Source organism: Streptomyces sp. NPDC096132 (genome assembly GCF_044763345.1).
GTDB lineage: Bacteria > Actinomycetota > Actinomycetes > Streptomycetales > Streptomycetaceae > Streptomyces.
The window spans coordinates 54514-75882 of the sequence record NZ_JBIWGA010000020.1 but is presented as its reverse complement, the minus strand read 5'-3'; the positions used below and the strand labels follow the sequence as shown (position 1 = coordinate 75882).

At 73.1% G+C, this 21369-nt stretch carries 12 protein-coding genes; 6 read left to right on the top strand and 6 right to left on the bottom strand.

Annotated features, from left to right (window positions below; all coding sequences use genetic code 11):
* Window positions 1-101 precede the first annotated feature (101 nt).
* Entirely contained in the window at window positions 102-986 is an 885-nt protein-coding gene (locus ACIRF9_RS36860; protein WP_403831438.1) for a MurR/RpiR family transcriptional regulator, read from the bottom strand.
* Window positions 987-1168: 182 nt separating this feature from the next.
* Here ACIRF9_RS36860 and ACIRF9_RS36855 point away from each other — a divergent pair, with 182 nt between their 5' ends.
* The gene (locus tag ACIRF9_RS36855) at window positions 1169-1957 is read left to right on the top strand and encodes a sugar isomerase domain-containing protein (protein WP_403831654.1); all 789 of its coding nucleotides are present in this window, start codon (window positions 1169-1171) and stop codon (window positions 1955-1957) included.
* A 95-nt stretch (window positions 1958-2052) separates the two neighbouring features.
* Here the strand turns inward: ACIRF9_RS36855 and ACIRF9_RS36850 are convergent, their stop codons facing one another.
* Window positions 2053-5172, bottom strand: coding sequence for a beta-N-acetylglucosaminidase domain-containing protein (locus ACIRF9_RS36850; RefSeq protein ID WP_403831436.1), 3120 nt, complete (start codon window positions 5170-5172; stop codon window positions 2053-2055).
* 129 nt (window positions 5173-5301) lie between these two features.
* On the opposite strand from ACIRF9_RS36850, the gene ACIRF9_RS36845 reads away from it, so the two are divergent.
* Complete coding sequence (locus ACIRF9_RS36845) at window positions 5302-6492, top strand: MFS transporter (protein WP_403831434.1); 1191 nt, start codon at window positions 5302-5304, stop codon at window positions 6490-6492.
* A 114-nt stretch (window positions 6493-6606) separates the two neighbouring features.
* Entirely contained in the window at window positions 6607-7974 is a 1368-nt protein-coding gene (locus ACIRF9_RS36840) for a pyridoxal phosphate-dependent decarboxylase family protein (protein ID WP_403831431.1), read from the top strand.
* 29 nt (window positions 7975-8003) lie between these two features.
* On the opposite strand, the gene ACIRF9_RS36835 is transcribed toward ACIRF9_RS36840, so the two are convergent.
* Complete coding sequence (locus tag ACIRF9_RS36835; protein ID WP_403831429.1) at window positions 8004-9062, bottom strand: PP2C family protein-serine/threonine phosphatase; 1059 nt, start codon at window positions 9060-9062, stop codon at window positions 8004-8006.
* A 38-nt stretch (window positions 9063-9100) separates the two neighbouring features.
* Entirely contained in the window at window positions 9101-11371 is a 2271-nt protein-coding gene (locus ACIRF9_RS36830) for an FUSC family protein (RefSeq protein WP_403831427.1), read from the bottom strand.
* Between the two features lie 207 nt (window positions 11372-11578).
* On the opposite strand from ACIRF9_RS36830, the gene ACIRF9_RS36825 reads away from it, so the two are divergent.
* Window positions 11579-12304 carry a GNAT family N-acetyltransferase gene (locus tag ACIRF9_RS36825; RefSeq protein WP_403831424.1) on the top strand — a complete coding sequence of 242 codons (726 nt, stop codon included), beginning with the start codon at window positions 11579-11581 and terminating at the stop codon, window positions 12302-12304.
* A 73-nt stretch (window positions 12305-12377) separates the two neighbouring features.
* Here the strand turns inward: ACIRF9_RS36825 and ACIRF9_RS36820 are convergent, their stop codons facing one another.
* On the bottom strand, window positions 12378-13298 hold the full coding sequence (locus ACIRF9_RS36820) for an SCO0930 family lipoprotein (protein ID WP_403831422.1): 921 nt from the start codon (window positions 13296-13298) through the stop codon (window positions 12378-12380).
* Between the two features lie 282 nt (window positions 13299-13580).
* Window positions 13581-15200 (bottom strand): hypothetical protein, encoded by a 1620-nt coding sequence (locus tag ACIRF9_RS36815; protein WP_403831420.1) that lies wholly within the window; start codon window positions 15198-15200, stop codon window positions 13581-13583.
* Window positions 15201-15359: 159 nt separating this feature from the next.
* Here ACIRF9_RS36815 and ACIRF9_RS36810 point away from each other — a divergent pair, with 159 nt between their 5' ends.
* A complete protein-coding gene (locus ACIRF9_RS36810) occupies window positions 15360-20747 on the top strand; it encodes a hypothetical protein (protein ID WP_403831417.1) in 5388 nt (1795 codons plus the stop codon).
* A 69-nt stretch (window positions 20748-20816) separates the two neighbouring features.
* The gene (locus ACIRF9_RS36805) at window positions 20817-21113 is read left to right on the top strand and encodes a hypothetical protein (RefSeq protein WP_403831413.1); all 297 of its coding nucleotides are present in this window, start codon (window positions 20817-20819) and stop codon (window positions 21111-21113) included.
* Window positions 21114-21369 lie beyond the last annotated feature (256 nt).

Below are 21369 nucleotides of genomic sequence, written 5' to 3'. Positions count from 1 at the left end.
TCCTAGGAGTGCGCGGGGGAGCCCCATCCTGGCATCGAGGGGTGGTTCAATCAACCATCTGTTGTCATCTTGGTTGGTTCATCCATGCATTCCCGGTCGGCTCAGCGAGCCCGCCGGGACTTCACCGCGTGCGCCCCGGCGATGTGGTCGGTGAGCGCCAGGGAGGCGCTCGCGCGCTGGTAGGAGAGCTGGCCGACCCGGACGTAGAGGCAGTCGATGAGCATCAGCACCGAGTGGCGGGCACCGATGCTGCCGGTGCGGAAGCTGGTCTCCGAGGAGGAGGAGATCAGCCGTACGTCGGCGGCGCGCGCCAGCGGCGAGCGCGGGTCGGCGGTGACCGCGACGGTGGTGGCGCCGCGCTCCTTGGCCAGCTCGAACGGTTCGATCGTCTCCCGGGTGGCGCCGGAGTGGGAGATGCCGATCGCCACGTCCGCCGGGGTGAGCAGGGCGGCCGAGGTGGTGGCCGCGTGCACCTCGGTCCAGCCGCGCACCGCGCAGCCGATCCGGAACAGCCGGGTCTCGGTCTCCTGGGCGACCGCGCCGCTGCCGCCGACGCCGTAGACGTCGATGCGCCGGGCGCGCGCCACGGCCTGGGCGGCGCGCTCGATCGCGTCCAGGTCGATCCGGTCGATGGTCTGCTGGATCGCCCGCAGGTCGGCGGTGCCGACGACCTGCACGACCCGCTCCAGGCTGTCGTCGGGGGAGATGTCCGGACCGATCTCGGCGCTGCCCCAGTCCGAGGACTCGCCGCGTCCGCGCTCCTGGGCCAGCTCGATCAGCAGGTGCTGGTAGGAGTCGAGGCCGATGGCCCGGCAGAACCGGGTGACGGTGGCCTGGGAGGTGCCGGTGCGCCGGCCCAGCTCCGCGGCCGAGCAGTGGGTGACGGCGGCGGGATCCTCCAGGATCAGCTCGCCGACCTTCCGCAGGGAGCCGGCCAGCCGGGGCAGCTCGGTGCGGATCAGGGTGGTGACATCGGTCGAGGGCATGCAGAGAAGGTATCAGCCACCCGTTGACACAGTGGCTGAATACCAGGACCGGTGATCTCTCGCCGCCGCCCGGGACGAGCTGCTTCATTGCCCGTGGCCACGAGCCTGTGATTTATTGATTCACCTGCATGTACGTATGAGGTGGTTCAATCCACCAGTTGCCCATCAGTGGGGAGTACCAGGTGTCCGTCGAGTCCGCCAACGAGTCCGTGACCGAACCGGTGAGCGCCGACCGCTTCGCGCACGAGAGCCTCGCCGTCCTGAACCGCCTCACCGAGTCCGCGCGCGCCGACGTGGGCGCCGCCGCCGCACTGATCGCCGACTGCGTCCGCGAGGACGGCGTCGTGCACGCCTTCGGCACCGGCCACTCCCAGGCCCTCGTCCTCGAACTCGCCGGCCGCGCGGGCGGCCTCGTGCCCACCAACCGCCTCAGCATGGCCGACCTCGTCCTCTACGGCGGCGACCACCCCGGCGTGCTCGACGACCCGCTGCTCGAACGCAAGCCCGGCATCGCGGCCCGGCTGTACGAACTCGCCGCCCCTCGCCCCCAGGACCTCTTCGTCGTCATCTCCAACTCCGGCGTGAACAACGTTGTCGTCGAGATGGCCCTGCACGCCAAGGAGCGGGGCCACCGCCTCCTGGCCGTCACCTCCCTCAGCCACACCCGGTCCGTACCGGCCGCCCACCCCAGCGGCAGGAAGCTCGCCGACCTCGCCGACGTCGTCCTCGACAACGCCGCCCCGAGCGGGGACGCGCTGCTCGAGCTTCCCGGTGGCGGCGCGGTCTGTGCGCTGTCCACGCTGACCGGGGTGCTGCTGGTCCAGATGACCGTCGCCGAGACGGCCGCGCGGCTTCTCGCCTCGGGCGATCGGCCGCCGGTCTATGTCTCCGCCAATGTGCCGGGGGGGTTCGAGGGGAACCTGGAGCTGGAGAAGCGGTACGCCGGGCGGATCCGGCGTACCGCCAGCTAGGCGCTCCGCTGGGAGGGCCGTTTTTGTCTGCGGGTCGGTGGGGGCTTGTCGCGCCCGCGCGGCGGTAGCCGCATATCGACACAGCCCCGCGCCCCTTAGGGGGTCAGGGTGACCGCCAGTGGATAGGCGCCGGTGGGGAGGGGTGCCTCTGTCTTCCCCGAGGCCACATCGACCGGTACCAAGGTGTTGCTGTCGGCCGTAGTGACGTACACAGTTGCGCCGTTCCAGTCCGGTGCCACATCGAAGGCTGACTTCCCCACCTTGACCGGTGTTCCCGGCGCACCGGTCACCGTGTCCACCGGGGTGACGGTGTCTCCTGTGCTGGCGCTGACCCACAGGGTGCGGCCGTCCGGGGAGAGGGCGAGGCCGTAGGCCTGGCCGGTGACCAGGAGGGTGGGTTCGGTGTCGTTCGTCGCGGTGTCGATCGGGGTGATCGTCGAGCCGCCGGAGTTGGAGACGTACACGGTTCTCCCGTCGGGTGCGGCGACCACGTTGAAGGGGCTCGGGCCGACCGGGACGGGGGGTTCGGCCTTTGCGGTGGTGAGGTCGACGGGGGAGACGGTGTTGTCGTGGATGTTGGCCACGTACAGCGTCCGGCCGTCCGGTGTGATCGCCATGTTCTCCGGGCCGGAGCCGACCGGCACGGGTGATCCCGCCGTCAGGGTGGCCGTGTCCACCGGCTGGACCGTGCCGTCCGTGTAGTTGGCGACCCAGAGGGTGCGGCCGTCCGGGGTGAGGGCGAGTCCGGCGGGGACGCGGCCCACGGGGACCGTGGCGGTGACCGTGCCGTCGGACACGTCGATCACGCTGACCGTGTTCGAGCCCTGGTTGGCGGCGTAGGCCGTGCGCCCGTCGGCGCTCACGACCACCTCGCCGGGGTTGGCGCCGACGGCGATGGCGGTGCTCGTTCCGGAGGTCAGGTCGATCGAACTGACCGATGCCCCACTGAAGTTTGCCGTCAGTGCCCTCGGTGTGCCCGTGCCGTCGGTGACCCTGACCGGGATCGCCCGGGTGAGGACGCCTGAGCCGGAGAGCACCAGCGAGTGGACCCCCGGCGTACCGGAGCCGATCGTGACCGTCGCCGAGGCGCTGCCCCCGGCCGGGACGGTGACGCTTCCCTCCGTGGGTGACGCGGTGACGCCGTCGGGCACGTCGAGCTTCCAGGTCACCGTGCGGGCGGCGGTGGAGCGTCGGTCGGAGAGGTCGAGGGTGACGGTGCCGGTCGCGCCGGGTTCGAGGCTGAGGGAGGCCGGGGTGAAGGAGGCGTCGACACCCGGGTCGGGGGCGGAGTCCAGCATCGTCCTGTAGAGGAACTGGTCCATCACACCGGGCGAGACCTGCTGCGGTATCGCGTCGAGCTCCTTGCGCTCGGTCTTGAGGCGGTTCCAGTACGTCGACACGGCGTCGGTGTCGCCCTTCTTGTCGGCCAGCAGCAGGTCCACGGCCGTCCGGCCCGCGGTGCCGTACCGGCCGAGCTTGTCCAGCCAGGCCGAAGTCTCCTCCAGGAAACCGGCGTTGGACAGACGGGCGCGCAACTCGCCCGGTGCGGCGGCCATGTCGTCGAAGTACGACGTCAGCGCGGCGGCGGCCCGGTCGAGGCCGCTGTCGTGGTCGTAGGCCGTGCGGAAGTCGGCGATGAGCGCGGTGAGCGTGGGGGACTCGGTGGTGTCGAGCTGGGAGGAGTAGTTGTTCTCGGCGAAGATCCGCAGCCATTTCCCGGCCGCCGGTGTCTCGCCCGCGAGGTCGCGGACGGAGGCGAGGAACGCGGCCCGGGGGTCGTAGGCGTCCGGGTTCCACAGATAGGCCGCCGAGGTGAACAGGGCGAGCCTGCTGGCCTCGCCCTGGACCATCGGGTTGGCGGTGACGCCGACGGCCTCCCGCGCCACGTCCGCCTCCCTGCCGGTGTAGGGGCCAAGCAGCAGACGGCTGGTGACGTAGTCGTTGACCGGGTAGTTGTCCCAGACCAGGACCGGATGCCCGTAGACCTCGCGAGCCTGCCGCACCTGCGCGGCGGTGACCGTCGGCGCGATCACGCCGACGCCGGTCCACTCCACGACCACGTCCGCGTCCAACCGCTCGCGCAGCGCCTTCTTGTACGGGGTGTCGGCGAGGTCGGAGTACTCCGTGGGGACCATCTCCAGCGGCTGGAGACCGGTGCGGCCGGCGGAGAAGTCCTGCCACACCCTGTTCAGCAGGTGCGCCTGGGCGGCCCCGGCCGCCGCGCCGCCGCTGCCGAACCTCTCCTCGTCGGCCGGACAGTTCCACTTCGTGTAGCTGATGTCGTCGAGCGGGATCGCGAAGGACCGCACGCCGATGTCGTACAGCGAGGCGAACTTGCGGACCAGCGCGGCGATGTCGCTCTCCGAGGAGTAGCAGACCGACAGGCCGGGGGAGAGGGCGTAGGTGAAGCGGACGTGGTCGGCCGCGGCGCGGTCGACGAGTTCGCGCAACCGCCCCAGCTCGGCGGCCGGGTACTCGTCGCGCCAGCGCTCCCGCAGGTAGGGGTCGTCCTTGGGGGAGTAGACGTACACGTTCTGCTTGGTGCGGCCGTAGAAGTCGAGCTGGCTCAGCCGCTCGGCGTGCGACCAGGGGGTGCCGTAGAAGCCCTCGACGACCCCGCGCAGCCGGGCCGTGGGCCAGTCGCGGACCGTCACTTCGGGCAGGCGCGGGCCGGTGAGGAGCTGACGGAGTGTCTGGGCCGCGTAGAAGGTGCCGGTGGTGTCCTTGCCGGACAGGGCGAGCAGGGCGCGGCCGGAGCGGCGGCCGGAGGCCAGGACGTATCCCTCCGCGGGCAGTCCGGCCGGGGACTTGGCGCCCAGGCGCTGCAACGCCCCGCCGGTGGCCGGGTTCTCGCCGGGGCCGCCGACGTAGACGGTGAGGCCGGCGGCGGGCGGCGGACGGTCGCCCGAGGTGACGGTGACGATCCGGTCGGCCCCGGCGGCGCGCAGCGCGGCCTCGACGACGCGGCGGGCCGAGGGGTCGGTGCGCGGGCCGACGACCTCGACCACGCGGTCGGGGACGGTGAGGTGACGGCCCGTCACCTCGATGTGCCGGGGCGTCGGCCACACCTGGGGCGGCGCCGTGACGGCCGGTGCCGCGACAGCCGGGGCGGCGGCCGACGGGAGTGAGGGGACGGTCAGGGCCAGGGTCAGGAGGAGGGCTCGGCGCAGACGCCGGGATCTGTGGCGGAGTGGGGGAAGGGTGATTGAAGTCACCGGATGAGGCTAGAGTCGTTGAATCAAGCATTCAAGAGGGTCGGGCTCGGACCGGGGTGGTCCCTCCGTCAGGTGGTGGTCCGGCACGTCGGGCCGGGCCGGGGCGGTCCACAGGGTTACCGTCGGCGGGTGGACGGTAATCGCCGAGGGTGGGGTCAGTGTCTGCTCAGCGGGGCGGTGTTCGCCGTGTGCATGGCCGGCACCACGCTGCCGACCCCGCTCTACCCCCTCTACCAGGAGAAGTTCGGATTCTCCGAGCTGACGGTCACCGTCGTCTACGCCGTGTACGCCTTCGGTGTCATCGGCGTGCTGCTGCTGGCGGGCAACGCCTCGGACACCGTGGGCAGGCGTCCGGTGCTGTTCGCGGGCCTGGGGTGCGCGGCGGCGAGCGCCGTCTGCTTCCTGTCGGCGGCCGGGCTGGGCGCCCTGTACGCGGGACGGCTGCTGTCGGGCCTGTCCGCGGGGCTGTTCACCGGGGCCGCGACGGCGTACGTGATGGACCTGGCACCGCCCGGCGGCGCCTCCCGGGCCACGTTCGTGGCGACGGCCGCCAACATGGGCGGCCTCGGCTGCGGTCCCCTGCTCGCCGGACTGCTCGCGCAGTACGCCGCCTGGCCGCTGTACCTGGCGTTCGCCGTGCACCTCGCCTTGGTGGCCGGCTCGGCCGTCGCCCTGCTGTGGCTTCCGGAGACCGTGCGGGATCCGCGGCCGCTGAGCACCGTACGGCCGCAGCGGCCCGGTCTGCCCCGGCAGGTGCGGGCGGTGTTCGTGCCCGCGGCGATCGCCTCCTTCGTGGGGTTCGCGCTGTTCGGGGTGTTCACCTCGGTCAGCCCGGCGTTCCTCGCGGAGTCCCTGGACGTGGACGACCACGCCGTGAGCGGGGCGGTCGTCGCGCTGGCCTTCTTCGCCTCGACCGCCGGGCAGCTGGCGGTCGGCCGGGTCGGGGTGGGGCGGTCGCTGCCGCTGGGCTGCACGGGGCTCTTCGCCGGGCTGGCGCTGCTCGCGGGCGCGCTGCGCTGGGACCTGCTGGCGCTGGTCGTGCTGAGCGCGGTCTTCGGCGGGTTCGGGCAGGGGCTGGCGTTCCGCGGCGCGCTGTCCGCGGTGGCCGGGGCGTCGCCCGCGGACCGGCGCGCGGCGGTCATCTCGACCCTGTTCGTGGTGGCGTACGCCGGTATCTCGGTGCCGGTGATCGGCGTGGGCGTGCTGGCGGTCTCGATCGGCCTGGAGGACGCGGGACTGGTGTTCATCGCGTGCATGGCCGTCCTGGTGACGACCGCGGTCGGCTACCTGCTCCGGCGACCGGTCCCGACGCGGGCGTGAAGCGGTCACGCACCACGGGCACGCGAGCACGCGAGCACGCACCGACGCGGCACCGGAGCCGCCGCGCGGCCCGCGGGCTTGCACGGCTCCGGTGACTGTCCCATAGTCCGAGGTATGGACGCGCGCGAGACGGCGCTCCGGCAGGCATACGACCACGCCGTCCGCTGGCTGGCCAGCCTTGCCGACCGCCCGGTTCCCGCCCGCGCCTCGGTCGACGGGATCGTGCGCGCGCTCGGTACCGAACTGCCCGAGCGTCCCAGCCCGCCCGCCGACGTCGTCGACCTGCTGGCCACGGCCTGCGAGCCGGGGCTCACCGCGTTTCCCAGCGGCCGCTTCTACGGGTTCGTCGTCGGCGGCACCGAACCGGCCGCGCTGGCCACGGACTGGCTGGTGAGCGCCTGGGACCAGAACTGCGTGATGCGGGCCGTCTCCCCCGCCTACGCGGCGGCGGAGGAGATCGCCGGCGCCTGGCTGCTCGATCTGCTCGGCCTGCCGGGAGACAGCGCCGTCGGCTTCACCACGGGCGCCACGATGGCGAACTTCACCTGCCTCGCCGCCGGACGCGACGCGGTGCTGCGGCGCCACGGCCGGGACGTCGCCCGCGACGGACTCGCGGGTGGGCCGGCCGTCCACGTCCTCGCGGGCCAGGACCGGCACATGGCCATCGACCTGTCACTGCGCTACCTGGGGCTCGGCAGGCCCGACCTGGTGGACGCGGACGACCAGGGCCGCATCCGGCCCGAGGCCCTGCGGCGAGCCCTGGCGGCCGGCGGCCGGAGCCCCACGATCGTGATCCTCCAGGCCGGGGACATCCACTCCGGCGCCTTCGACCCCTTCCCCGAGACGATCCGCGCCGCCCGCGAGGCGGACGCCTGGGTGCACATCGACGGCGCCTTCGGGCTCTGGGCCGCCGCCTCCCCTGCGTACGCGCACCTGACGGCGGGCTGCGCCGACGCCGACTCCTGGGCGACGGACGCCCACAAGACCCTGAACGTCCCCTACGACTGCGGCCTCGCCGTCGTACGCGACCCGAACGCGCTCCGGGCGGCGATGGCGCAGCAGGGCGAGTACCTCATCCACCACGAACACGGCGACCCCGTCGACAAGGTGCCCGAACTCTCCCGGCGCGGCCGGGCCTTCACCGTGTGGGCCGCGCTCCGGTCCCTGGGCCGGGCGGGCGTGACCGACCTCGTCGAACGGCTGTGCCGGCACGCCTCCTCGTTCGCCACCGGCATCGCCCGGATCGACGGCGCGAGTGTCCTCAACGACGTCGTCTTCACCCAGGTCTGCGCCGTGTTCGGCGACGACGACCGCACGGACCGGGTGCTCGACCGTCTGCTCGACGACGGCACGGCATGGATCAGCGGTTCCACGTGGCGCGGTCGGCGCGTCATGCGGATCTCGGTGAGCAACTGGTCGACCACCGACGACGACGTGACCCGCGCCCTCGACGCGATCCGGCGCGCGGCCGCCGGCGCCTGAGGGACGCGTGCCCGATGTGAGGACCCAGGTCAAGTAGCGTCCAGCCGGAGCGCGAGGACCGCCCGGTCGTCGTTGTCGGAACTCGCCGACCAGCGCTCGGAGTCGGTCCGTACGAACGACACGACCGCCTCCGGGTCGGGGGCGCGCTCGCCGCGGAACCGTTCGCCGAGCCGCTGCAGGACCGGATAGAACACACCGTCCGCGTCGCGTGCCTCGCTCACCCCGTCCGTGTGCGCGACGAGCACCTCGCCGGGCCCGAGCCGATGCACCGTCGTCTCGTCCCCGCCCGCCGCCAGGGCGCCCAGGCCCAGCGGCAGCCCGGGCGCCGTGACCAGCCGACGGGCGTCCCGCGGGCCGATCACCAGCGGCGAGGGGTGCCCACGGTCCACGATCCGCACCTCGCCGCCGCCCGGCGGGAACTCCAGCACCAGAGCGGTCACGAAGAGCTCGGGGTCGCCCTCCTCACCGGCCGGGCCGTTGCGGGCGATGCTGAGCTCCAGCCGCTGCGCGAGACGGCTCAGGCTCCGCCACTCGTGCGCCGACACCCGGAAGCTGCCCAGCACCGCCGCGACCGTCTGCACCGCGCCCAGCCCCTTGCCCCGGACGTCGCCGATGATCGCCCGGACCCCGAAGGGCGGCGTCTCGCACACGTCGTACAGGTCCCCGCCGACGAGCGTGCCGCCCTCCCCCGCCTCGTAGAAGCCGGCCGCACGGACGGGGCCGAGCCGGCACGGCACGGGCCGCAGCAGGGTCCGCTGCATGGCCTCCGCGACCGAGTTGGCCCGGATCAGATGCTGCCGGGTCCGCTTCCGCTGCCGGGCCAGCGCGACACTGGCCACCCCGATGAGGAACGTGCCGACATACACCGCGACATGGTGCTGCTCGTCGAAGTGGCCGGGGCGACGGGCCGCCATCCACATCTGCAGGCCCAGACACACCACGGCCGACAGCGCGGTGCCCCGCGGGCCACGCGTCGCGGCCGCGAGCGGCGGCACGGCGATGAGCATGAAACTCACCGGTTCCCGGCCCCTGACGATCACCTCCACGAGCACGTCGAAGGTCACCGCGATCAGCGGCAGCCACCACACCCACCCCCCGCCGCGGGGACGGCGGTCGCAGTGCGGCCTCAAGGCTCTCGGGGGACATGGCGGGCGCCCTGGCTTCCGTGCTCGCGGGGGTGGTTCGAGTGGCGGGGGGAGCCCGTCGCGGGGCCGGCGGAGTCGTCCGTGTGCTCACCGGCGCGGGGCAGGCCGGCTTCGACGTGGGAGAGCTGGGCGGTCAGGCTGGTCAGCCACATCTCGAGGTCGATCAGCGCCGGCAGCGGCGGTGGTGGTGCGGGCGGTGGCTCCGGTTCCGGCCGCGATCCGTCCGGCGGCGGCCGTTCCCCGGCGCACAGGGCGGCCAGCCGGTCGGTGGTCCGGGCCGCCGCCCGCGCATCGGCCCGGGCCCGTTCCGTGGCGCCCGGAGGCAGGCCGCCCGCGGGCAGGTCGAAGCGGGGCAGCCAGTGGACACCGAGCAGGACCTGGTGGGCCGCGATCAGTACGCCGTGCCAGTCGGCGCCGGCGGAGGCCCGGGCGGCCGGTTCACTGCGGAACTGGGCGTAGGCGGACTCGGCCAGGCGCATCCGGTGCAGGACGCCCAGTGTCGGCGGGGGTGGGGCGGAGCCCGGTGGCACGGTCGTCAGCACTCCGACCGTGCCCTTGATCAGTGGCCCGCACTCGCGCAGCAGCCCCGCCATGGTCCTGCGCACCTCCCGGCGGGCACCGGCCGGCCAGGCGAGCAGCGCGCACAGCAGACCGATGGCGCTGCCGGTCACCACGTCCACGATCCGCGCCTCGGCCAGCCGCCAGGTGGCCGGGGTGATCTGCGCGAACGCGGTGGCCACCACGAGCGTGAACAGACCCTGCGCCCAGGCGATGCCGAGCAGGGGCCCCAGGGAGAAGGCGAGCAGCATGCCCGGCGCGAGGATCGCGGCGTAGGCGTCGGTGTGCTGTCCGACGCCGATGAGCAGGGCGCCCGCCGCGATTGCGCCCGCGAGATTGCCGGCCACCGCCTGGCGGATGGCCGCCCACGTCTCCCCGGCGGTGGTCCTGCTCAGCGTCAGCACCGCCAGCAGCACCCAGAAACCGTGGGTCAGATCGAACGAACCGGCGACCAGCCGTGCCGCACCGAGGGCCAGCGCGATCCGGACCGCGTTGTGGAACTGCACCGAGCGGAGCGTCATGTTGCCGAGGAACCGGCGCAGCCACAGCCGGGACGTGGGCGCCTCCGTGTACCAGAACAGCTCCCGTGGCTCGATCGACGGAGTGCGCCGCCCGTCGAGGGCGACCCTTACGGAGATCTCCAGCGCCCGCGCCGACTCGGCGACGCCCAGCAGCGCGGCCTGCCGGCGCAGCACCGGCACCAGCTCCGGCTCCGCCGCGCCCCGCTCCGCCACCTGACCCACGCGCATCTCCTGGAAGGCGCCGATCACCTTGTCCAAGCGCTGCGGACCCGGGGGCGCCCGGCCCGTCCGCAGTGCCGCGGCACTGTCGTCGCAGAGGGCCGCGACCTGGGGCAACAGCCACCGGGACGGCCCGTCGGCAGGGCCGCCACTCGGCACGCTTCCGGATCTTCCTCGGCCCCGCAGACCGCCCCGTGCACCGGCCGCCGCGCCCTCCCGGAGCAGCTCCCGCAGTTGTCCCGTCTCGGTCAGATGTGCCAGCTGTTCGAGCAGGCGGCGGGCCGCCGAACCCGCCTGGGACAGGCCGCGGGCCGCACGGCCGGGCCCCGCCGGGCGTTCCGCGGGCGCAATCCGCGACAGCCGCAGCCGCGCGCCCTCGGCGCGCAGGACCTCCGGCGGCAGCTCGGCACGCCCGCCCAGGGTGTCGCCCGCGGTCGCGACGGCCTTCGCGAGGCTCGACCGGTACGTCTCACCCGCGGCCTGCGGCAGGACGAACACCTCGCACAGCGCCAGCAGCACCACGCCCGTCGTGAGCCCGGCCAGCCGCAGCCCCAGGGTCTGCGGCTCGTACGGCGGGAAACAGGCCAGGATGTAGAAGAGCTGGAGTCCCGGCGCCGCCCCGGCCGGCCTGGGGCCCGCGACGGCCGCGAAGGCCAGCAGGAAGCCGACGACCAGCATCCCCAGCACCGCAGCCCAGGTTCGCACCGCCAGCACGGTCCCCAGGGTCACCAGCACCAGGCCCACCGGCAGCGCCTTCAGCATCACCTCGGCCCGCTGCCGCCCGGACCCCGGCACGGCGGACAGCAGCCCGAGGGAGATGGGCGCGAACAGCCCGTACAGCGCCGGCACCGGCTCGTCGAGCCCGTACAGGAAGGCGTAGAAGCCGGCGGACGCCGCCAGGGTCACCCGCACCGACCGGCGCAGGATCCCGGCCCGCTCCGCCCCGCCCTTCACGGCGGACCTCCGCGACGCATGGCGCGGTGCATGAGCACGTTCCTCTCGGGCCGACGCCCCCGAGCCGTCCTGCTGCGGGCCGAACACGCGCCCCCGCCACCCCATTGTCGACCGGCACCGCACTCACCGCAGCCCGGCCCTTGGCCCTAGGCTCACGGTCGGGATCGAACCCGGCCCGGTGGGCCGTGGGATTCTCCGGGGGAGCGCATGGTCTGGTCATGGCTGCGGCGCGGGCGGGCGACGCCCAAGCTCCCGCTGCCCGGCGGGTGCGGGCAGCGGCGGCACACCCTGCGCACGGAGCGTCTTCTGCTCTACACCCCGGAGACCATGCTGGACCTCGCGGCGGTTCTGGCCGCCGCCTCCGACGCCGAGGCCCAGCGCTGGCTCGGATGGGGCGAAGGCCTGCTGACCGACGCGCGGGTCCGCGACGCCCTGCTCCGGGTGCGTCCCGGTGACGCCGGCTCCCGGCCTCCGTTCCCCGGCGCCGGGAAACTGCTGGCCGAGCCCTTCCCACCGCGGCCCGACCAGGGGGAGATGCTGGTCGGCGTCCGCCTGGACGACGGCCGGTACGCCGGGGCGACGGAGCTGAACACCGCCACCGGGGAGATCGGCGGATGGCTGGCCCCGCACGCGCGGGGCCGTGGACTCGGCGCGGAGCTGTTCCGGGCCGCCGTCCTCCTCGGCCATGACCACCTGGGGCTTCGGTCGGTCCGGGCGGGACACGAGCCGGCGAACACCGCGAGCGCGCGGGCCCTGAGGAGTGCGGGATTCGTCGCGGACGACGGGCCGCCCCGCCACACCCTGGGGGACGGCCGCGAGATCGACGCCCGCTGGCTGCGGCACACCTCCCCGGCGCCGCCCCGCCGCTGCCGCGGCGCCGGACCGGAGGCCCCGGACGGACCCGCGGGCGGTACGGCCGCCGAGGAGCCCTGAGACGGTCCCGGGCGTGCGGGTCGCGGAGCCGAGCTCGCGTCCTCGGGGCTCGCCCACCCCCGCCCAGGACACCTCACTTGACCAGCTTGCCGTCCGCGCGTACGGCGAACCATGTGCCGCCCACGCCCTGGCCGTTGGTGTCGCCGGGGTTCTGGTCGCCCGTGAACCAGTAGAGCGGCCAGCAGTCGAGCGCGAGCTGCTTCGTGCCGTCGGGACGGGTGTAGGTGCTGAGCAGCTCGGGATCGATGCCCTTGACGTTCGTGACGTCCACCGGCTTGGCGGGCTTCCAGGTGCCGAGGCAGTCGCCCAGGCAGTTGGACTTCATCGGCCAGGCGGTGTCCTTGGTGAAGCGGTACAGCGTCCGGCCCTTGCCGTCCCGGACGATCTCGCCGAGCGCCGGGTCGTCGACCGTGGACAGCGCGGGCAGCTCCTCCTGCGCCTCGGGGGTCCGCCCGGTCGCCGACTTGCCGGCCTTCTTGCCGTCGGGGGCAGCCGCGAACCAGGTGCCGCCCACACCCTGGCCGTTCGTCTGACGGGGTCCGGTGTCCTGTGCGTAGCGGTACAGCGGCCAGCCGGCCAGGGTCAGTTGCCTGCCGCCGTCGGCCCGGGTCACCGAGCCGAGGAGCGAGGCGTCGATGCCCTGGGGCGCCGCCACCCCGTCCGCCGGGACCGGCGGCCAGGTGGTGGCGCAGTCGCCCGCGCAGTTGGAGACGGGAGGCGACGCCGTGTCCTTGTCGAAGCGGTAGAGGGTGAAGCCCGCGCCGTCGGTGACGACCGGCCCCAGCCCGGCGCTCTCCCAGACGCTCAGCCGGCCGGCCTCCGAGGGCTGTGCCCCGGCGTCCCCGTCGGCGGCGGGCGTCCCGTTCACCGTCGTCGTGACCGGGCTCGCGGCCGCGGCCGGCGCCGCGTCGCCGCTCTGCGAACTCCCGCACGCCGCCGTCATCATGACCGCCGACACCGTCAACGCGAGCGGGACGCAGGTGAATTTACGCATGGCTGTGCCTCTCTTCGAATTCATGGTTCGTGGTGAGTGGTTGATGGTTGCCGGATTTCGTGTCGGCTTTTGCGTGCCTGATCGATCGCCGTGCCCGGATCTCCGCATGCACGCGAATTCCACGGGCAAAAGGTCCGCCCCGGCAGCCGGCGGAGGAGTTGACCGGATGCCGGGGCGGAGATCGGGTCCCGGATTCCTCCGGGGCCGGTCACCGGGAAAACGGCCCGACCGGCGGGGCGGTTCACCTTGGGGGCCGGGAATTTCCCGCGAATTTCCCGGCGTTCAGACGCGGCCGGTGCCGGCGCCTGCCAGTGTCCGTGTCGGTACGACCACCTGAAGGCCCAGCACCCCGAGGTCCACACCGCCGTCGGACTCCGCGTACCACCGCCAGTGCGCGCCGGGCACGTCACCGACGGCGAGGACGGTCCAGCCGCCGCCCTCGGACGAGGCGAGGTCCGCCAGGGTCCGCGCCTCGTCCGCGGTCGGCGGCTCCAGGAGCACGACGAACCCGGTGACCTCACCCGTCCGGGCCGCTCCGCGCACCAGGCCCACGCCCAGTTCCTCGGCGGAGTTCAGCACCTCGTCGGGACCCTTGCCCCGCACGTCGGTCACCGAGCGGACCCGCACCAGACCGTTGAGGCCGGGCAGGGCGCTCGCGCTCGGGTCCACGGAGACCACCACCGTGCGCTGGCGGGGGAGTTCCAGCAGCCCCCGCACCAGCGCCGCCACGGTGTCCTGGGCGACGACCAGGTCGCCGCAGACGCTCAGCGCGCCGTTGACGTGCCCGAGGTCGACCATGACCTGCGCCCCGCGCTCGCCGACGCCGACCCGGGTGAGATGCGGCAGGGCCAGGCCCACGTCGGCCGAGGGGTCGCCCTCGACGACCGAGGGCAGCCCCGCGCGCTCCCACCGGGTCGGCGCGACGGCGGTCCACGGAGCGGGGGCCTCGTTCGCCCCGGAGACCGAGGCGAGCAGCTTGGTGGGCTCGGCGAGCACGCTGTAGACGCGCACCCGATGGGCGGTGTCCGGGGCCTGCGCCGATACGAGCTCGCGCAGCGCCTCCCGGACCAGCACCGGCGTACGGGTGTCGGCGGCCAGCCGCCGGGCCAGCGCGCCCCGGCGACGGCGGCGCAGGGCGAGCGCCAGGCCACGGGGCAGCCGCGGGCGCAGCGCACGCCCGGCCCGGGCGAGCCCGGCTCCGGTGACGCGGGCGGCCCGGCCGAGCGGGCGGCGCGCGACGATCACCACGGTCAGCGCGGTGACCCCGGCGATGCCGCCGATCAGCGTGGGGAGCGAGCCCCGGGCGCCGAGGGCGGCGAACGTACCGGAGTTGCGGCCGGACGCCGGACCGGCGGCCGCTGACGGGGTGGGGGCGGCCGGTGCGGTGCCCGGCGCGGACTGCTGGGGCGCGGCGGCCTGCGTCTGGGGCAGGACGCCGACCTGGACTCCGGAGCCGTCGGCGTCCTCGGGAAGCGCCAGTGCGAAGCCGGGCACCAGCTGGTCCGGGCTGACGAACACCGAGCCGTCCGGCAGCAGGCGCCCGCTGTTGAGCACGAGGATCTCCTCGAACCGGTTGCCGTCGCCGAGGGTGCGCGCCGCGATGTCGAACAGGGTCTCCTGCTTGCCGCCGTTGGCCTGCGGGGTCTTCACGACGTAGAACTTCGTCAGCTCCTCCGCGCGCAGCACCTGGCCCGTGCGCTGCGGGACCGACTCCGTACCGAGCGCGTACGCCGGCCCGGGCAGCGTCAGCCAGGTGACCAGCATCAGCCCGCAGACCGCCGTCATCCGCGCCGTCCCGGTCCGCCGTGCCGTCCCGGTCCTGCGTGGTGCTCCGGTCCAGCGTGGCGCTCCGGTTCGCCGGTCCTTCTGCCACACGAGGGTCGTCGTGGGGGCGTCTCGCATCTTCCTCGTCCTCCTCCGTACAGGGCCGGTGACGCGTGCTTGCGGGCGCGTCTGCCGTCACACGGCCCCGGCGGCGGACCGGTTCAACGCGCTGAACCGTTCCGTCGCGACGGCCGTGCACAGGGCGCCGAGCGAACGACGAGCGGGGAGGCGCACGAGATGGCACCACGGCGGCACACCACGGGATTCGAGGTCCTGGGGTTCGCGAGCGACCCCACCCCCGGTGATCCGGAGGCGATCAGGACGCTGGCCAGGACCTATCAGGAACTCGGCGACGGGGCGGGCGAGGCCGTCGACCTGCTGCGCGGCGACGGGGCGATCCGCCAGGGCAAGGGCAAGGCGATGGACGCCCTCAAGGAGCGGATCAAGAACGACCTGCCCGGGATGCTCGAGAAGACCCGGGACTCCTTCCGGCACGCCGCCGAGGCCTACACCACCTACGCGGACACCCTGACCGACGCCCAGGACATGCTGGACCGGGCGATCGACGAGGCGCAGGAGGTGGCCTCGACCGCGAACAGCGAGGTGCCGGCCCTGGCGCCGGACGCCACACCCGAGCAGGCCGACGCGCGCGCCACCCGGCAGGGCGAGGTCGACGCGGCCAAGCAGCGGCTGTCGGCCGCCGAGGCCCTGGGCCGCGACGCCCAGCGGCTGCGGGAGGACGGCTCGCGCCGGGCCTCGGTCATCCTGGACGAGGCGGCGGAGCAGGCCATTCCGGAGCGGGGCTTCTTCAAGAAGGTCGGCGACTTCCTCGCCGACAACCCGATCATCGAGATCATCGCCGGCATCATCGTGGGCATCGTCGCCGTCTTCCTGCCGGTCGTGGGCGTCCTGCTGGGCGCGGCCCTGTTCGCCCTGTCGGTGATCCGGATGGTGTCCCAGGGGAAGATCGACGTCGGTGATCTCGTCATCGGGATCCTGACCTTGGTCCCCGGCGGGGTGCTGCTCGGTGGGCTGGGCAAGGTGGGCGCCTCGGTGGCCAAGCTGGCCAAGCTCGCACCGGCCCTCGCGAAACTCGGCAAGGGCGCCGGGACGATCTCGGCGGCGCTCACGTCGATCATCAAGGGCTCGACCCTCAGCCGTAAGATCATCACTCCGCTGGGCAAGGGCCTCGCCGGGCTCAAGGCCAATCCGTTCCTGGCCCTCGGCGGCAAGGTCGCGATCGACGTGGGCACCGAGTTCAGCCTGGGGCTCGCGGCGGCCGGCATCACGGCGGCGGCCGACGGAAAGAAGTTCGACCTGGGGCCCGCGGCCATCGGATCGTTGATCGGCGCCGCGACGGGCGGCGCGCTCTCGGTCTTCGGCGGAACGAAGTTCGCCAACAACATCAAGGACGCCTTCACCACCAAGGGCAAGTTCAAGAGCAACATCGACAAGGCGTTCTCGACGTCGAGCCTCGGTGTCGTCGACGGAAGGTTCAAGCCGAGCGGCATCCTGCACATCGACGGCAAGGGGCTGCCGCAGAAGACCGGCTTCCACGGCATCAACGGCTCGACGAGCGCGGATCCGGCCACCGGCGCCGTCAAGACGAAGGTCACCACTCCGGACGGTACGAAGACCGAGGCGAAGACCGACCCCGGAGCGACCAAGCCGGGCTCGATCGCCACCGATCTGCCCTTCGCCGGGGACGCGGTGTCCACGTCGGCGAAGACCACCACCCCCGACGGCTTCACCTCGGAGACCAAGGACGGCACCAACACGATCAAGAGCCCCGACGGGGACACGATCACCTCGAACGGCACCACGACCACCATCGAGACCCCGCTGGGCGGCAAGTCGACGGGGGAGAAGGCCGTCGACGTGTTCGGCGGCGAGTTCGCGCCGGACATCAAGGACTCCCTGGGCGGGATCGGCCCGGACAAGCCCACGCTTACCACCGAGCTGACTCCGGACGGGTTCAAGACCTCGGGCACGTTCGGTGACGTCACCAAGGGCCCGGACGGCGCCGTCACCATCAGCTCGCCGGCCCCCGACGGCAACGGCTCCGCCCCGCAGTTCACCGTGAACGGCAACGAGATCTCCACGGGCGGCACCACGGTGACCCAGGGCCCGGACTTCACCGCGGTGAAGAGCGGCGGGCTGTCCGTCGACAACGCGGGCGGCACCACCTCGGTGTTCAACACCCCGAACCCGGCGGAGAACGCGCCGCCGGTGGTCACCCACAACCCGGCCATCGGGGACTTCGCCGTCCACCTGGGCGACAGCACCACGCTCACCGGGAACACGGGGAACCCCGGCAACGTCGTCACCCTGCCGGGCGGAACCGGGGCGGCGGTCGACACCACCGGCACCCTCCACGTCTTCCACGGCGGGGGCGGGCAGAGCGTCACGGTGCCGCCCGCGCACACGGGCGGGCCGGTCACCGTCACCGACGGGGCCACCACGACCACGCTCCAGCCCGGCGGCGGCGCGACCGTCAGCACGCCGGGCGGACCCACCACGACCCTGGGCGACACGGGGTTCACCGTGGACACCGGCGGACCGAACGCGAGCACCGTGCAGTTCAACGGCGGCGACTCCACGCTCGCTGTCACCCCGCCCGGCGGCCACCCGCCGGTCACGGTGAGCCCGAACGGCGATGTGTCGGTCGGCGGGATCAGGACCGACCACACCGGCGGGGGTTCGGTCACCGACGGAGCCAACTCGGTGAACTTCTCACCGGTCGACATCACCTTCCACGGGTCCGACGGATCGTCGTTCGGCGTCAGCCCCGACGGCCGGTTCGACGTGGGAGGCATCCACCACACCCCGGACGGGACGATCACCGCCGGATCGTCCACGGTGACCAAGGACGGCTCCGCGACCGTCACGCACGACGGTCAGAGGTTCGACATCGGCCCGGACGGCGGGATCACGGTGACCCCGGCCGGCGGGAATCCGGGCGTCGAAGGAGCCCCTCAGCCGACGCCGGGCAACCCGGTCACCCTCGGCAACACCACCGTCTCCGTGGACGGCGCCGGCCACCACACCGTCACCGTCACCGGCACGGGCGGCACCACCGTGACGGTGACGGGCGGCACCACGACCCTCAACTCGGGCCCCTTCCAGGTGAACCACGGCCCGAACGGCATCACCGCCGGCACCACGGGACCGAACCCCATCCAGGTCGGCCAGGGCGCCGACGGCATCACCAAGGTCACCCACGGCGGCACCACGGTGAGCACCGGCGCCCACGCCCCGACCACCGTCGGCAACCACGGCCCCGGACAGCAGCCCGAGGTCAGCGTCACACCGCCGAAGCAGGGCGGCCCCACCCAGGTCACCACCGGCGACGGCAGCACCTCCACCCTGACGGCCGACGGCGCCCGGACCGACGTGGGCGGCCGGAACGTCGCGAGCGGCACCGTCGACGGAGGCACCGTCACCACGCAGGCCCCGGCGGGAGCACAGACCACGGTCACCCACGGCCCGGACGGCACCGAGGCCACGGACCAGGGCGGCACCTTCGGCGTCCACGACAACGGCACCGTCGACGCCGACGGGATCACCGTCCGGCCCCACACCGACGGCACCGACACCCCCGTCGCCACCATCACCGGGAACGGCGGCGGCACCGCGACGCTCGGCTCCCACGGCATCGACTCCCAGGGCATCACCACCACGGTGACCCCGGCCGGTGACGTGGTCTTCACCCACCAGCCGGGCAATGGCGGTCCGGTCACCACCGCCACCTCCGCACCCGACGGCACGATCACCACCCAGGCGCCCGACGGCTCGCTCGTCAACGTCCCCCCACGCGGCGACGGCACCACCGGCACGGCCGGCACCAAGGTGATCAGCCCGGACGGAGCCGTCCTCAGCTCCGACGGCCCGACGGTCACCCACTCCAAGGACGGCTTCACCACCACCGTCACCGACGGCCAGAACGGCCCGACGACCACCACCGTCCACGACAAGACCGGCATCGGCCACAGCATCGACCCGAACAGCCGGGCGACCGTCACCGACTCACCGAGCGGCGCCGGCATCACCGGCACCCACGCCGACGTCACCGTGACCACGCCGAAGCAGGAGGGCTGGGGACTCTTCGGCTCACCCGACATGACAGGCGGTCAGAACACCCTGGCCAACGGACCGGACGGACCCAGCATCACCACCCACGGGGCCGACCCGGTCGCCGAGCCCGGCAGCGTGGTCACACACGACGTCACCGACGGACACGCGGGCGAGTTCACCACCACCTACGGCCCGGCCTCGGGCACCTTCGCCCCGGGCGGGGTCACCCACCTCGGTCCCTCGAACACCCATGTGGACGCCACGAACACCCCCATCGACACCGCGGGCCGTCCCCTCGGCGACGGCCCGGGCCAGACCCCGATCGGCACGGTCGCCGGCGACGGGAACAGCGGCATCACCGTGACCACCCCGGGCAACGGCCCGACCCTGCACCACGAGGGCTTCTTCGGCGGCAGGACCACCGTGGACACCGGCAATGTCACCATCACCAAGACCCCGGGCGGCCAGGAGAACGCGGGCACCGCGGGCCAGAAGTCCGGCGTCCTCGACGGCCCCCTCAACCCGATCGCCCCGGCCGATCGCCCCGGGCCGGAGACCTTCACGGTGGGCGGCGCGAACGACGCCGGGCCCAGCGTGGAGATCCCCGTCGGCGGCAAGGACGGCTCCACGGTCCACGGAGGCGGCGCCTTCGACGTGAAGTCGACGGGCAAGGGAACCTTCGAGGTCTCCGTACCCGGCGGCGGAAACGGCCCGGCCGACACGGTGACCATCGGCAAGGACGGCACCCTGTCGGGACCGGGCGTCGTCGCGCCACCGCCGCTCCCCGCGGGGCAGCAGGGTCCGGCCGCGTCCCCGTTCGCCACGCTCAGCAACGGCACCACCATCACCACCGACACCGGCGTGCCGGTCGTCACCGCGCCGAACGGCGGCCCGACCAGCACCTTCACCAACGGCACGGCGACCACGACCCACGACGGCGACGGTGTGACGATCACCCAGAACCCCAACGGCGGCGCCACGTTCACCAGCAACGCGGGCGGCGAGAACACCACCGTCGACATCGGCAACGGCGGCGTCGAGGGCACGGTCGTCAAGACCGGCGACGACGGCAACCAGAGCACCTTCACCGTGGGCCTCGGCGACAGCGGCGCCGTCAAGGTCAAGGACGGCGACGGCACCACCGTCTCCGAACTCGACGCGGCGGGCTCCTTCAACGAGCAGCACTCCCCGGTCCACGACTACTACGCCCACACCAGCGGCCCCACCTCGGTCACCGATCTCCGCGAGTACGGCTACGAGGCCCTCACCAGCGTCCTCAAGGGCGTCGTCTCCCAGGGCGTCAGCGCCGCCTACCAGATCAACGAGAACGGCGCCGACCCGCTCACCACCCTCGAGAACGCCGCCATCAGGCTCGGGCACGGGGTCGGCAATTCACTGGCCGGCAAGAAGATCGAGAACGACCACGTCTTCAAGACCAAAGGCCCCGAGGTCGTCCTCAGTTCCATTCCCACGAAAACCCTCGGCGGCCTCAACGCCAACGCCGACGTCGAACTCGCGCATCCGCCCGAGGAACAGCCCGTAAAACTCTGAACCGCTCCGGCGCCACCTACGTGTCTGAGGCGCCGGACCCGAGGAACCCAAGAAACGGGAGACATTCAGATGGCCGACTACATCGTCAACGACGAAAAGACCAACGCCGCCGCCACGAGCACCATGAACGAGTACGACATCGCCGTGGCGCAGCTGGAGAAGATCAAGCGCGATCTCGACGCGCTGACGGAGGACGGGTACAACACCCCCGCCGCCAAGACCAAGTTCAAGCCCTTCGTCGAGGACTTCTCCAAGGGCTACCGCTCGGTCGTCGAGGGCCTGACCGGCATCTCCAAGTACGTCGACGGCGTCGGCAAGGGCTTCACCCAGCTCGACACCGACATGGGCAACAGCCTCACGGCGTAGGGCCTGTCCGGCGGATCATGCCGGAGACGCGGGGCCTGGCACGCCCACCTGCGGCGTTGTCGTCGGTCACCGACGCTCCGCGTCGACTCCCTCCTCCGCCTTGCAGTTGGACGCACCAGGCCCCGCTCACGTGCGCTGATGGGGCTCCGCCAATTTCCTCCAACTTGATCCGCCGGAAAGGCCCCAACCCCTCGCACCGCTCGGGCCGGACCTCGGGTCCGGCCCGACCCGCGTACGACGCCCCCTCCGTGATCCG